15 protein-coding genes are annotated in these 14756 nt (G+C 35.1%); 10 read left to right on the forward strand and 5 right to left on the reverse strand.

The features are described 5' to 3' along the window. Positions 1–61: 61 nt before the first annotated feature. From GGR32_RS02990 to GGR32_RS03005, 4 genes are all read left to right on the forward strand, one after another. On the forward strand, positions 62–1960 hold the full coding sequence (locus GGR32_RS02990) for an amidophosphoribosyltransferase (protein ID WP_183476254.1): 1899 nt from the start codon (positions 62–64) through the stop codon (positions 1958–1960). Between the two features lie 61 nt (positions 1961–2021). Beyond that, on the forward strand, positions 2022–2357 hold the full coding sequence (locus tag GGR32_RS02995) for a hypothetical protein (RefSeq protein ID WP_183476257.1): 336 nt from the start codon (positions 2022–2024) through the stop codon (positions 2355–2357). Between the two features lie 45 nt (positions 2358–2402). Beyond that, positions 2403–2756 carry a hypothetical protein gene (locus tag GGR32_RS03000; RefSeq protein WP_183476260.1) on the forward strand — a complete coding sequence of 118 codons (354 nt, stop codon included), beginning with the start codon at positions 2403–2405 and terminating at the stop codon, positions 2754–2756. A 104-nt stretch (positions 2757–2860) separates the two neighbouring features. Beyond that, a complete protein-coding gene (locus GGR32_RS03005) occupies positions 2861–5077 on the forward strand; it encodes a TonB-dependent receptor (protein WP_183476263.1) in 2217 nt (738 codons plus the stop codon). 170 nt (positions 5078–5247) lie between these two features. Here the strand turns inward: GGR32_RS03005 and GGR32_RS03010 are convergent, their stop codons facing one another. The 3 genes from GGR32_RS03010 to GGR32_RS03020 form a co-directional block, all read right to left on the reverse strand. Next, positions 5248–5658, reverse strand: a complete 411-nt coding sequence (locus GGR32_RS03010; protein ID WP_183476266.1) for a hypothetical protein — start codon at positions 5656–5658, stop codon at positions 5248–5250. Positions 5659–5679: 21 nt separating this feature from the next. Beyond that, positions 5680–6009 carry a hypothetical protein gene (locus GGR32_RS03015; protein ID WP_246415162.1) on the reverse strand — a complete coding sequence of 110 codons (330 nt, stop codon included), beginning with the start codon at positions 6007–6009 and terminating at the stop codon, positions 5680–5682. A gap of 106 nt (positions 6010–6115) precedes the next feature. Then, positions 6116–6400: a hypothetical protein gene (locus tag GGR32_RS03020; protein WP_183476272.1), complete on the reverse strand. Its 285-nt coding sequence runs from the start codon at positions 6398–6400 to the stop codon at positions 6116–6118. Between the two features lie 118 nt (positions 6401–6518). Here GGR32_RS03020 and GGR32_RS12025 point away from each other — a divergent pair, with 118 nt between their 5' ends. The 4 genes from GGR32_RS12025 to feoB all read left to right on the forward strand — a co-directional run bounded on the left by GGR32_RS12025 (position 6519) and on the right by feoB (position 10151). Further along, positions 6519–6752, forward strand: a complete 234-nt coding sequence (locus GGR32_RS12025; protein WP_343066418.1) for a helix-turn-helix domain-containing protein — start codon at positions 6519–6521, stop codon at positions 6750–6752. 321 nt (positions 6753–7073) lie between these two features. Next, complete coding sequence (locus GGR32_RS03030; RefSeq protein WP_183476278.1) at positions 7074–7760, forward strand: SCO family protein; 687 nt, start codon at positions 7074–7076, stop codon at positions 7758–7760. A gap of 64 nt (positions 7761–7824) precedes the next feature. Further along, positions 7825–8055 carry a FeoA family protein gene (locus tag GGR32_RS03035; RefSeq protein ID WP_183476281.1) on the forward strand — a complete coding sequence of 77 codons (231 nt, stop codon included), beginning with the start codon at positions 7825–7827 and terminating at the stop codon, positions 8053–8055. Next, positions 8052–10151 (forward strand): ferrous iron transport protein B, encoded by a 2100-nt coding sequence (gene feoB, locus GGR32_RS03040; RefSeq protein WP_183476744.1) that lies wholly within the window; start codon positions 8052–8054, stop codon positions 10149–10151. The genes GGR32_RS03035 and feoB overlap by 4 nt, the downstream gene beginning before the upstream one ends. A 146-nt stretch (positions 10152–10297) precedes the next feature. Here feoB and GGR32_RS03045 read toward each other — a convergent pair whose 3' ends face one another. Both GGR32_RS03045 and GGR32_RS03050 read right to left on the reverse strand, forming a co-directional pair. Further along, positions 10298–11122: a ZIP family metal transporter gene (locus tag GGR32_RS03045; protein WP_221403680.1), complete on the reverse strand. Its 825-nt coding sequence runs from the start codon at positions 11120–11122 to the stop codon at positions 10298–10300. Next, entirely contained in the window at positions 11122–11778 is a 657-nt protein-coding gene (locus GGR32_RS03050; RefSeq protein ID WP_183476284.1) for a metal-dependent transcriptional regulator, read from the reverse strand. The genes GGR32_RS03045 and GGR32_RS03050 overlap by 1 nt, the downstream gene beginning before the upstream one ends. Before the next feature lie 184 nt (positions 11779–11962). On the opposite strand from GGR32_RS03050, the gene GGR32_RS03055 reads away from it, so the two are divergent. Together GGR32_RS03055 and GGR32_RS03060 are read left to right on the forward strand one after the other, a co-directional pair. Next, positions 11963–12256, forward strand: a complete 294-nt coding sequence (locus GGR32_RS03055) for a hypothetical protein (RefSeq protein ID WP_183476287.1) — start codon at positions 11963–11965, stop codon at positions 12254–12256. Between the two features lie 131 nt (positions 12257–12387). Continuing rightward, a complete protein-coding gene (locus GGR32_RS03060; protein WP_183476290.1) occupies positions 12388–14742 on the forward strand; it encodes a TonB-dependent receptor in 2355 nt (784 codons plus the stop codon). Positions 14743–14756 lie beyond the last annotated feature (14 nt).

Here is a 14756-nt window from a genome sequence, read left to right on the forward strand (position 1 = left end):
AAATATGCCCTTGACTCAAGGGCTTTTTTAATATTTACAATCAACACAACACCCAAAACTTATGAGTGACGCAATAAAACACGAATGCGGAATTGCCTTAGTTAGACTCTTAAAACCTCTTTCGTATTATAAAGAGAAATACGGTACTTCATTTTATGGATTAAATAAAATGTACCTTATGATGGAAAAGCAACATAATCGAGGGCAAGACGGAGCTGGACTAGCAAGTATAAAGCTAGACATGAAGCCAGGAGACCGCTACATTAGCAGAGTGCGCTCTAATCAGGCACAACCCATACAAGATATTTTTGCACAAATTAACGACCGTATAAACACCACGTTAAAAGAGCACCCTGAATATCAAGACGATTTAGAAGAACAAAAAAGAAATGTTCCCTACATCGGAGAAGTGTATTTAGGGCACGTGCGTTACGGTACTTATGGAAAAAACAGCATTGAAAGTGTACACCCTTTTCTTCGCCAAAACAACTGGATGCATAGAAACTTAATTGTTGCAGGAAACTTCAACATGACCAATGTTTTTAAACTCTTTGATAACCTTATCGAGTTAGGACAGCATCCAAAAGAACGTACAGATACCGTTACTGTACTCGAAAAAATAGGTCATTTTTTAGACGACGAAGTAGAAAAACTTTACCGAAAACTAAAAAAAGAGGGACACAGTAAAAAAGACGCTTCGCCACATATTGCAAAAAAATTAAACATTGCAAAAATTTTAAAAAGATCATCTAGAGATTGGGATGGAGGTTATGCCATGGCTGGCTTATTAGGTCATGGAGATGCTTTTGTACTTCGCGACCCAGCAGGAATCAGGCCAGCATATTACTATAAAGATGATGAAGTAGTAGTGGTTGCCTCAGAGCGCCCTGTAATTCAAACCGCATTTAATGTAGCTTTTGATGATGTACACGAATTACCACCTGGAAACGCGCTAATTATCAAAAAAAGCGGAAAAACAAAGCTTTCCGAAATTTTAGAACCACTGCCCCGTAAAGCCTGTTCTTTCGAGCGTATATACTTTTCTAGAGGAAGCGATGCCGAAATTTATCAAGAACGAAAAAACTTGGGTAAATTTATCATGCCTGAAGTTTTAAAAGCTATTGATTACGACACCATAAACTCGGTATTCTCATACATTCCTAACACTGCCGAAACTTCTTTTTACGGAATGGTAGAAGCCGCACAAGACGAGCTTAATCGTCAAAAAAACGAGGCAATCCTAAAGGAAAAAGACAGCCTTACCGACGAGCGGCTAACCGAAATTTTATCTTACCGATTACGTACCGAAAAAATAGCCATCAAAGATGCTAAATTACGTACGTTTATCACAGAAGATAGCAGCAGAGACGACTTAGTAGCGCACGTATATGATATTACTTATGGCGTTGTAAAACCTACAGACAACCTTGTTATTATAGACGATAGCATTGTTAGGGGAACCACGCTAAAGAAAAGCATCCTAAAAATGCTTGACAGGTTATCACCCAAGAAAATTATTGTAGTTTCTTCTGCACCACAAATTAGGTATCCAGATTGTTACGGGATAGATATGGCACGACTAGAAGATTTTGTTGCTTTTAGAGCTGCCTTAGCCCTACTTAAAGAACAAAACAAATACAACTTGGTAGAAGAAGTTTACCAAAAATGTAAAGCACAAACCACATTAGAAGATCATGAGGTTAAAAACTTTGTAAAAGAAATTTACGCCCCTTTTACCGACGAAGAAATCTCCGATAAAATTGCCGAATTATTAAGCAATAATGATTTAAAAACCGAGGTTAAAGTAATCTATCAAAAAGTAGAAAAACTACACGAAGCTTGCCCTAAAAATCTAGGAGATTGGTATTTTACAGGAGACTATCCAACACACGGAGGAAATCGGGTTGTAAACAGAGCTTTTATCAATTTTTATGAAGGCAACAAGCAACGCGCTTATTAGAATAGAAGTTAAACTTTCTGTTCCATATTTTAGTTTATAGATTAATTTATATCTTTGAAATATGGGACAGAAAGTTATCATATACTTTTTACTAAGCGTTTTCCTTCTTATCAGCTTTAAGCCAGGTATAGCATACGCTTTCGAAAAACCTTCTACCCAATGCTGCAAAACAATACTATCCTGTAGCGCGGAAAACACACCATCAAAAGAACAAAAAACACCTACAAAACACTGTAGCACACACGCTTGCAGCTCTTGCATTATTTTCTATAAAGACCTTATCGTAATAGACCTTCAACAAGTAAGCAACAACTCACTTACACATATTTTTTCATACAAAAATATAACTTATACCCATTATCTAAAATCTTCGTGGAAACCCCCACAACAGGTTTAATTTACATCGTTAACACTTAACCTTATAAATTTAAACCATTTACCCATGAAATATTTACTAATTACAGGGGCTCTTTTTTCTGCCCTAATGCTACAGCCTATACAAGCACAAGAAAAAAACAACTCCTTAAACCAATCCCAAACCACCAAACAGTCTGTAGTTGAAATACAAACAAAAGTAAAAGGCATTACTTGTAAAAATGATGTGAGTACACTCGCTACCAACGTAGAAAAACTACATGGCGTTATTTCTTGTACAGCTAAAAAACTTGGACCAACAACCACTTTTACCATTAAATACAACGAAACCTTAGTGCGTAAAGAGCGTATTTTTAAAACCCTTGAAAATACACCAGGCTGCAAAAACCCAGAAGAACGACCTTATCAAATTAAACACTAAGGTTTTTATTCCCGATAAACATTTTACCAGCACTTCCGCTAATTAAATTAATTAGCGGAAGTGCTCCCTAACCCATTTTTTCACATCAACAAACATAAAAAGTCATGAAAAAACACTTTTTCTTATTAGGGTTTTTCTTCATTTCCTTATATACAATAGCACAAAACCTTACAGGAAATATACGCAACGAGTATAATGAACCGCTTATGGGAGCAAACCTTATTTGGCTAAACTCAACCACAGGAACAACTTCTGATTTTGACGGAAATTTTAAACTTCCCCAAAAAAGTAATCAAAAACTTGTTGCCAGTTATCTTGGTTACCTTTCAGACACCCTCAGCATTACCCAGCAAACACATATCAACATCGTTTTAAAGGAGGATAACAACCTAAACGAAGTTGTTATTACCTCAAAAGAAAAAGGCACGCGTATAAACAACAAAACAAGTATTAAGTACGAGCATCTTTCTAAAAAAGAACTTACCAAAGCTGCTTGCTGCGATTTATCTGGATGTTTTCAGACTCAAACCACCGTACAACCACAAACTACCAATTTGCTTACCAACGCTAAAGAACTTAGCATCTTGGGGCTCTCTGGAGCTAACACCCAAGTGCTTATCGATGGATTTCCGCTTATACAAGGCTTAGCCGGCACTTATGGCATAAGCAGTATTCCAGGAACATTGGTCGAAAATATTTCTATTTCAAAAGGGGCAAATAGCATCTTACAAGGAAGCGAGAGTTTAAGTGGGCAAATCAATGTACAACTCCTAGATCCCGATACTGCCGATAAGCTTCTTATAAACACTTACCTTAATAGTTTTGCAGAAAAACAGATAAACAGCCACCTTAGCTTTCGCGGAAAAAAATGGCGAAACGCCACTGCAATACACCTCGTGCTGCCCGCCAATAAAATTGATAATAATAATGATGATTTTTTAGACCTCCCTTTATTAACACGTTATTTGGGCTATACCAAATTTAAGTACGGAAGAGAAGCCGATTGGGGATGGCACACTACAATAGGCGGGCGGTTTCATCACGAAAAAAGAATTGGCGGACAAAAAAACTTTACAGAAGCTAAAAAAGGAACTTCGACTAATTATGGGCAAGTTATCCATATCAACCAACCTGAAATTTGGGCAAAAACAGGTTACAGGTTAAACGACACGCACAACCTTACCCTATACACAGCAGCGCTGTTTCATGAGCAAAAATCTTATTTTGGCACAACAAGCTACGATGCAAAACAAACAAACGCTTACCTTAACCTTCAGTATGATTTTAACTACAAACAGCATCAACTCAAAGCAGGGATAACCTATAGAATGTTAGACTTAAATGAAGCGCTTTTATTCTTAGAAAACCCTACAAACAAAACTTATCAGGGCGAATACCAAAAAAACGAAAACATCAGTGGTATTTTTGCCGAAAACAAATTAAGCTTATTTGATGAAAAACTAGATTGGACTCTTGGCATAAGGGCAGATTACCACAACAAACACAAATTAAAATGGACGCCAAGAACCATGCTTAAATACGCCATTACCCCAAACACAACCGCCAGAGCAAATATAGGTTGGTCTTGGCGAACTTTTAACCTGTTTAGCGAAAATATAGGCTTACTGGCTAGTGCAAAAGATATTATCATTGCAGAAAATTTAAACCCAGAGGAAGGCTTAAATTACGGGCTAAACCTTACACATAACTTTGAGGGAAACAATATTTCAGGCTTTATAAGTTTAGATTATTACCAAACACGTTTCCGTAATCAAATCTGGATAGATTATGATACAGACCCAAATCTAGTTTTTGTACAAAACTTTGATGGTAAAAACAAGAGCGAAGTATTCCAAGTAGAATCGCTTACCAACATCGGTGAGAACCTCGAAATAAAATTAGGATACACCAACATGAATGTTTTTAGAAACATCGACCACAAAAAACAATCGGTGGTTTTTATCCCTGATTATAAAATTGCAGGGTCTGTAAATTATACTTTCTTAAAGAATTTTAAAGCAGATATAAACGCACACTTTTTTGGGCGCAAACGTTTGCCAGACACCCAGCAAAACCCCATAGCCTATCAACGCCCTAATTATTCTAAACAATTTGGCATCTTTAACGGCCAGTTAAGTTATGATAAAAACCAATGGAATATTTATGCTGGATGTGAAAATATATTTAACTATACACAAAAAGACCCGATTATTGCCAATAACGACCCTTTTGGCCCTTATTTTGACACTTCTGTAATTTGGGCTCCTATACGCGGCAGGGAGTTTTTTATAGGCGTTAAATACCGTTTAAAACATAAATAAATTCCCTCAGAAAAAAGACAGGTAATTTCGATAAGTTAATAAGGGTGTAAATATTTAAGAGGCAAACTCCGCCGCTATATAGTAGCGGAGTTTGCCTACTTGATTATTAGCCCAAGGGAAAACTAGTTTAATAAAATTTGGTTTTTAACTCAGTTCTTTGTTGGGCAAAGTTATTTTTTGTATTCCAAAATTTTGCCATCCTTTTTGAATATAACAATAATCGATTTGTCATTGGCAGTTAAAATTTGGACTGGGCCACTACTTTGTGTATCGTAATAGATGCTCTTTTGAAAAATTGTGCTACCTTTTTCAACATATCCACTGTCTTCAATTAACGCATAATAATTTGGGTTATAATCTTTGCCTGGCTCTAAAACGGTAAATAATTTCTTAATTTGTGGGTCTGATGGATATTCAAATTCAATTTTGTAAGAGCCATATTTAGTATCTAAAACACGATTAGATGTTCCGTTTTGAGTTTCAACATTAGCCAGTATAGTTAATTTTGAAAACTTATATGTTTGACTATATGTCGAGGCTGTAAAAAAAATAGATAATATAAATATTATTGTAGATTTCATAGATTGATATTTAAAGGTTTTTTATTCAAAATCAGGTGCACAATCTAAATTCTTATTATAAGGTTGGATATATTTCCAAAACGCTTTACCAGCACTATCCAAATAGTTTAAAGAGTAATTTAGTTTAGTATTGGATGCAACTTGATATAAGTATTCACTACAATTATAAGAATATTCGCTTTTAAAACATACGATTGCAAAATAATATGTTTGATAATCAATCATTACTTCATAGAAAGTTACTTTTGAGATGGCTTCGCTCGTGTAACTACTATATGTTGTTCCGTAGTTGTTTGCTTTAATAGATTCCATAAGCTCATCACAAGACTGAGAATTACCTTGGTATCCCATAAAACATAAAAAAATTAAAATGTAAATCCTTTTCATATTATTGGTTTTAATTGCTTACAACACCCTGTTGACCAGTGTTTAGCAAGACAAAATAAATAACTATATATTATTTAGTTAAAGAATTAGAAAGATTTTTAGCTTTAGTGGCTTCCATAAAAACAGAACCAACTTGTTTATAGACGTATCTTTCTCCACAAGCTTCAATAGAATATGTTGCTCCTCCCGACCTTTTTATACGATCTACTATTTTTATGTTTTCTTTAGAACAGTTTTGTTCGATTGAAACAGTTTTAATTAAGTTTTTTTCCGTTGAACCTGTCCAGGTTCTGCTAACAGAACCACAAGAAAATAAGGAAAAAGATAAAACAGACAGTAGAATAATTTTTTTCATAATTTTTAAATTAAAGTGTGATTAGATTAAAAAACTGTGGAAATCCACAATCTATAAAACAAAAGTACAAAAAATAATCAAAAGACACATTTATGTGTCTGATTAGTTTATTAGATAAGTGCAATTTTCACTTGTGTTAGAAGAAAAGGAAATAGAGCTACTTAAATCCGTTGGAAGTAAAATAAAACAACGGAGAAAAGAACTTGAGTTATCACAAGCTATTCTTTCATACGATGCTAACATCCCTAGAAATCAAGTAGGCAGAATTGAAAGAGGAGAAATAAACACTTCTATTTTAACTTTACAAAAAATATGCAATGCCTTGAAAATAGACATTAAGGACTTATTTTAAAAAATAAGCAGACATTTAAAGGATCAATCTCAAAAGTTGTGTGTAAATTGGATTTATAGTATGATCTTTGTTTTAAAAACAGACTTTATTGGATCCATACATTGACTTACTAAGGGTTCTCTTACCTGAACTATTAATTACTCATTTCGATATTGCTAAGCACAAAATAAACAGATAGATTACATTCTCTATAGTTTTTACTTTACAAATCCTTTATTTGTTCATAGTGTTTATGAATCAGCTATATTCAACATTAAGCGAATGTTAAAGTAGCTCTAAATCCAAAAAATAGATTGTATTTTTGTAAGAAATATTACCGCTATGCTCGATTTTTTCAAGAAGTATAAGTTTTTTTGGATTTTCTTTTTTGTCCTTACGGCAACCATCTGTTATATTATATTCACCTTGCTTATTCCCAAACCTTCATTGCCTATTTACCAGCCCAATATGGTAAATGCAGAACTGGTAGATAGCACAGTACAATACATACGTAAATACCATAAAATAAGCGACTTTAAACTTATCAACCAAAACGGAGATACCATTACTCAAGAAAACTATAAGGATAAAATTTACATTGCTGATTTTTTCTTTACCACTTGTCAAACAATTTGTCCTATCATGACAGATCATATGGCAAAAATACAAGAGGAATTTAAAAACGATGATGAAATAATGCTCCTTTCGCATACCGTTACCCCTAGTATAGATACCGTTGCACAACTTAAGCGTTATGCGGTAAAAAAAGGAGTTCTAGACCATAAATGGAATTTAGTTACAGGCGATAAAAAACAAATATACGACCTGGCAAGAAAAGCATACTTGGTAGCAAAAACACAAGGTGATGGCGGAAAATATGATATGGTACATACCGAAAATTTTGTACTGGTAGATAAACAAAAACGCATCAGGAAATTTTACGATGGCACCGACCCCGAAGCCATTGAAGAACTTATCGAAGATGTTAAAATCCTTAAACAAATAGAAGCTCAAAAAGAAGTCCAATAATCGGTTTTAAAAACTCGATAAAATCACTTACTTTTGAGCTGTTTAAATCTAATCTAAATTAAGTTTGGAAACAACAGCTGCACAACTCAAAAAAGGACAAAAAGGCATTATAAAAACCTATCATGCTGAACATATTCCTTTAAAGCTTTTAGAAATGGGGTGCCTCCCAGGAAACGAGATTGAATTATTGCATATCGCACCATTAAAAGATCCGTTATACATAAACATTAACGGAAGCCACCTAGCTATACGTAAAGAAACTGCCAAACATATAGAAATAGAAGTCGTAAAATAATGCAAGAAATAAATGTTGCCCTTGTCGGAAATCCCAATACTGGAAAAACCTCTGTTTTCAACCAATTAACGGGTTTAAACCAGCAAGTAGGAAATTACCCTGGAATTACTGTTGACAAAAAAACAGGAGGCTGCCAGCTTTCTAAAAACCAATCGGCAAAAATCATAGACCTTCCTGGTACTTATAGCCTTAATGCCTCATCTGAAGATGAACGCATTGTAACCAAACTGCTATTAGACGAAAATCAGACCGATTTCCCAAACCTTGCTGTTGTAGTATGCGATGCCCTTAATTTAAAAAGAAACCTACTGCTTTTTACACAGATAAAAAGTCTTGGTATCCCAACCATCCTAGCCATTAATATGGCAGACCAAATGGATAGAAAGGGAATAAACATAGATGTACCTGCCCTAGAAAATGCTTTAGATACAAAAATAGCCCTAATAAGCGCAAGAAAAAAACAGGGTTTTAACGAGTTAAAGCAACTTATTGCAGACTATAAAAATTTACCGGTAAATACTTCTTTCAACATCGATGACATTGCTCCCGAATATTTTAATACGTTAAAAAATGAGTTTCCTACGCAAGAAGCTTACAAACTATGGCTGGTAATTTCGCAGGATATAGTGTTTGGCAATATTACAAAACAACAAATTTCCGATAAAAATAAAAACCTACTTCTTGAAGCTTCTGCACTTAAAAAGCTTCAACACAAGGAAACCGTAAAGCGCTACCAATTTATAAAAGAAAAATTAGACAAGCATTATAATATAGACTTGAATAAAGCAACAGGCTTTAGGGCTAAATTAGACAATATCCTAACCCATAAAGTTTGGGGTTATGTGATATTTTTCTTTATCATGCTATTAATTTTTCAGGCGATTTATGACTGGTCTAGCTACCCAATGGACTTTATAGATAGCTCTTTCGCCTCGTTAAGCACGTGGATAAGTGAGTTACTCCCTCCTGGAAAATTTACCGATTTACTTACCGAAGGAATTATCCCAGGAATAGGTGGTGTTGTAATTTTTATCCCACAAATTGCATTTCTGTTTTTCTTTATCTCTATTTTAGAAGAATCGGGGTATATGAGTCGTGTTGTATTTCTTACCGACAATATCATGAAACGATTTGGGCTTAGCGGAAAAAGCGTAGTTCCATTAGTATCAGGAACAGCTTGCGCCATTCCCGCAGTAATGGCTACGCGAAACATCGAAGACTGGAAAGAACGCCTAATTACCATATTGGTTGTTCCGTTTACCACCTGCGCAGCAAGGTTACCTGTTTATCTTATTATAATTGCGCTAGTAATACCCGACCAGCGTGTTTTAGGCATTTTCAACTTACAGGGGTTAACCCTAATGGCACTTTACGTACTTGGGTTCGGGATGGCTATCTTATCTGCTTGGCTTCTTAACAAAATACTCAAAAGCAACGTTAAAAAGTACTTTATTATCGAGATGCCAGCCTATAAACTTCCGCTTGCAAGAAATGTTTTTTTTAATGTGGTAGAAAAAACAAAAGCTTTTGTGTTTGGTGCGGGGAAAATTATTCTTGCCATTTCAATTATTTTATGGGTATTGGCAAGCTATGGCCCTACAAAAGAATTTTATGACGCAGAAACCTTTGTTACAGAAAATTATGCCGATAGCTTAAGCCCAGAAGAAATAGATACCAAGATAGCTTCTATTAAATTAGAGAATTCTTTCCTTGGCTTAGCAGGAAAAGGAATAGAACCTATTGTTGCTCCGCTAGGTTACGACTGGAAAATAGGCATTGCCATTGTAAGTTCTTTTGCCGCTAGAGAAGTTTTTGTAGGAACACTAGCTACCATATATAGTGTAAATAGCGAAGAAGAAGAAACTATAAAAAACCGTATGGCTGCAGAGGTAAACCCTATTCTTGGTGGACCATTATTTAACTTTGCTAGCGGAATAAGTTTGCTATTATTCTATGCCTTTGCCATGCAATGTATGAGCACATTAGCTATTGTAAAACGAGAAACAAAAACATGGAAATGGCCTATGTATCAGCTCATATCTATGTCGGCAATTGCTTATATTTTTGCCTTAGCCGCCTTTCAATTATTAAAATAATCTAGGTATGCTTCAAGAAATTTTAGTTTTTATATGTTTTGGTTTAGCCGTTGGGTTTATGATAAAGAAATTCTTTTGGAGTGGTTCTAAAAAGAAAAAAGCCGCAAAAAATTGCGGCTCTAATAATTGCGGATGTGGGTAGGCTCTTAGCCTAAACCTACATCTAATGTCATCATAACCATAAAGCCTCCTATAAAGCCTAAGGTAGCCAAATCGGTATACGAAGCGCGTTGAGATTCTGGTATTACTTCCTCTACCACTACAAAAATCATAGCACCTGCAGCAAATGAAAGCGCATAAGGTAAAATAGGCTGGAACTCCATAACTGCCCAAGCTCCTAATACCGCCGCAAAAGGCTCTACAATTGCCGAAAGTTGCCCGTAATTAAAACTTTTCCAACGGCTTAATCCTTGCCTTCTTAAAGGCACAGCCACCGCAAACCCTTCTGGGAAATTTTGCAGGCCAATTCCCAAAGCTAAAGCCACCGCACCACCAATAGAAGCTCCTTCAAAACCGGCTGCCGCACCACCAAAAAGTACACCTACCGCTAAGCCTTCTGGAATATTATGCAATGTAATGGCTAAGGTTAATAATACAGATTTATGCCAAGGGGTTTTTATTCCTTCGCGCTCATGGGTTTGAAAATTTACGTGTAAATGAGGTAAAATTTTATCTAAACCAAAAATAAAAAGGGCGCCTAAACCAAAACCTACCACTGCCGGAATTACTTTTTCAAAACCTTCTCCGTCGCTCATTTCTATTCCTGGCGCTAATAAACTCCAAAAACTTGCCGCAACCATTACCCCTCCAGTAAAACCTAATAAGCTATCAAATACAGCCCTGTTAATTTTCTTAAAAAAGAATACCAACGAGGCACCTAAACCTGTAACACCCCATGTAAATAAAGTGGCATATAAGGCTGCTAAAACAGGGTCTATACTTCCTAAATGTTCTATTACATTTTGTATCATTATTTTACTATTTTAATGTATAAATTTGTTGAAACTAAGCTTGATAATGTTAATTCATCCTCTCCTACTTTTACCAACATAGAGTTATCAAAGCTTTCTTTCCCTAGTACTTTGATAGATTTTCCTAAAGAGATATGATGCTTATCAAGGTATTTTAAAAATGCAGACGAAGAATCTTTTACCCCTATACAAACCCCACCTTGCCCAACTTCTAGTTTGCTTAAAATGGTTTTTTCTATACGGTGTATTTTTCCGTTTTCATCAGGAATAGGGTCTCCATGAGGATCTGTTTTGGGATACCCTAAAAATTTATCCAACTCCTTTATCAGTTTTTCCGATTTTATATGCTCCAATTGTTCTGCCACTTCATGAACCTCATCCCACGAAAAATCTAGCTTATCTACCAAGAAGCTTTCCCAAAGTCTATGCTTTCTAATTACTTTTACAGCATGCGCACTGCCTTCTTTGGTTAATTTAGCACCTTGATAAGGTTTATATGCTATTAAATCTTTTTCAGATAAGCGCTTTATCATATCGGTAGCCGAAGATGCTTTCGTATCCATTTCTTCTGCAATGGCATTGGTAGGAACTCCCTTTGTATATTTTTTCTCTAAGTGAAAAATTGCCTTTAAATAATTTTCTTCAGATAGCGTCATTCTATTTTTTTATGCAAAAATACATTTTTTTACAACAATAAAACTTATTTTTTAGATTAGACTAAAAATAAATTTCAAAATGATTTTCATAAGCGATTACAATCAATATACTTTTAGAACTTTAAAGAATTAATTATTTTTAGTCTATTCTATTATTATTCTGTACCCAACCAATATGTTATTTATGCCTGATAAAAAAACCATACGACTAATTGCCAACAAATTAGACCTAAAAAATATACCCGATGACAATAAATCTTATCAAGAACAATTTGAAACTTTAGCCGCTTATATCGAGCAGTTAATCCAAACAGATTTTAATAGACTTATCGCTATTTTATATCGGATAGATGTAAATGAAGATAAATTAAGAAAGGTATTGGATGAACATAAAAACACATCATCAGGAAAAATTATAGCAAAACTCATGATAGAACGCGAGGCAGAAAAAATAAAATGGCGTGAAAAATACCGCTAATAGCAACTAAACAAAGGCTTACACACATAAGAATTTCTGTTACTTGTATTTATTCTAAATAATATTTCATTTGTTTAAATTTTATTTTTAGTTTTGTCTAAAAATTTATTTAGAGTAAAAACAAAAACATTATGAGAATATATTACACATTATTATTCCTCTTTAGCTTAGGCTATACTGCCTCTGCTCAATACGAAATAAAAGGAGTAGTTACTGATGAGCAAGAAAAAATCCCTTATGTAAACATTTACATCCCTAACTCTTCTTACGGAACGTATACCGATGAGGAAGGGAATTTTAGTCTAACCATAAAAGAAGAAGGCCTTTATACTATTGTTTTTCAAGCCATAGGATTTCAGAGCTTAACAAAGAAAATTCACACAAAAGATTTAGATGAAAAACCGTTAAACATCAACCTTAAAAAAGATTTATTAGGGTTAGAGCAAGTAGTAGTAAGTGCTACCCGAAACCGCGTAAATGCAAAAAAAGCACCTGTTGTGGTGAATATTCTAGGAGAAAAGTTATTTAATGCCACACAATCTATCGCTGTAGCAGAAAGCTTAAATTATCAGCCAGGTGTGCGTGTAGAAACCAACTGCCAAAACTGCGGATTTACCCAAGTTCGGCTTAACGGATTAGACGGAAGTTACACCCAAGTATTAATTAACAGCAGGGCCGTTTTTAGTGCGCTAAATAGTGTTTATGGATTAGAGCAAATTCCTACCTCTATTTTAGACAGAATAGAAGTAGTACGTAGTGGCGGCTCTGCTTTATATGGCTCCAATGCAATTGCCGGAACCGTAAATATTATTACAAAAGATCCTGTGTTAAACTCGTGGGAAGTAGGAGGAAATCTAGGTTTAATCGATGGAAAAGTAGCCGACAGAACCACCAATGTAAATGCCTCTGTAGTAAGCGAAGATTTAAAAAGTGGGGTAACCGTATTTGGAATGAATAGAAACCGAGATGCCTACGATGCAGACAACGATGGTTTCTCTGAAATAACAGAACTCACCAATACTACCATGGGAGCCAAAGCCTTTTTTAAACCTAACGAACTAAATAAATTAAGTATCGACCTAACCGCTATAGATGAATACCGAAGAGGAGGAAACAAATTAGATTTAGCACCACATCAAACCGATATTACAGAACAATTAGACCACAATACTTTTCTTGGTGGAATTACGTATGATATTACCAATAAAAAAGAAAACAACAAATTCTCAATATATGCATCTGGGCAACATACCGACAGAAAAAGTTATTACGGCGGACTTGGAGGAGGAAGAACCTCAGCAGATTCTATTTTAGCAGCTAATGCCTACGGAAATACTAAAGATTTAGCAGTATTGGGAGGAGGGCAATTTACACATCAATTTAAAAACAACGACATCCTAACCGCAGGAGCAGAATACAAATACAACAATACCGAAGATGCCATTGCAGGCTATAACAGAGTTATAGATCAAGAAGTAAATGCCCTAGGCGCATTTGCCCAATACGAATGGAAACCTTCAGAAAAATTTACCGCCTTACTTGGCGCACGATTAGATAATATAAATGTAACCGGAAGCTACCAAGTAGGCAATGTTCAACGATCGGTAGATATAGACCAAACAGCATTTAGCCCACGTATTACACTTATGTATGATGTTAACGAGAACCTTAAATTTAGAGGTGGTTATGCACGCGGATTTAGAGCTCCACAAGCGTTTAATGAGGATTTACACGTATCCTCTGTAGGTGGCGAACCACAATTTGTAATTCTATCAGAAAATCTAGATACCGAATATTCTAATGCATTTACGGCTTCTTTAAACTTTACTAAAAACTATAACAAAGTACAAACCAACTTTCTTATCGAAGGTTTTTATACCACGTTAGAAAACCCATTTACCCCCGTAAGCACAGGAGCAACCCTCGCAAACGGATCTATCCTAGAAGAAATAAGAAACGGTGAAGGTGCTTACGTAGCTGGAACCAACTTTGAATTAGGAATATCGCCTTCCGAGCGTTTTATTTTCCAATTAGGAGGAACCCTACAGCAAGCCAAATACAACGAGCCTCAACTGCTTTATGAAGCAACAACCCCAGAGGAATCTAATATTTTAATCGATAAATTTGTAAGAAACCCTAATACCTATGGTTATTTTAACACCAATTATAAACTTACCGAGGCTACTACAATAGATTTAACCGGAACTTATACGGGAAGTATGACGGTTCCGCGTGTAATTTCAGATACAGGTTTTCTTCAGCTTAATAAAACAGATGCTTTTTTTAATATGAATTTTAAACTGAGTCACCATATAGATTTTACAGACACATTCCACATAACATTACATGCAGGAGTGCAAAACATATTTAACAGCTATCAAGATGATTTTGATACGGGAGCTACAAGAGATTCAGATTATATTTATGGTCCTTCTCAACCACGAACTTTTTTCTTTGGATTAAAGTTTGGAAATTTACATAACTAAAAAACAATAGAGCA

It is taken from the genome of Mesonia hippocampi, from assembly GCF_014197445.1.
GTDB lineage: Bacteria > Bacteroidota > Bacteroidia > Flavobacteriales > Flavobacteriaceae > Mesonia > Mesonia hippocampi.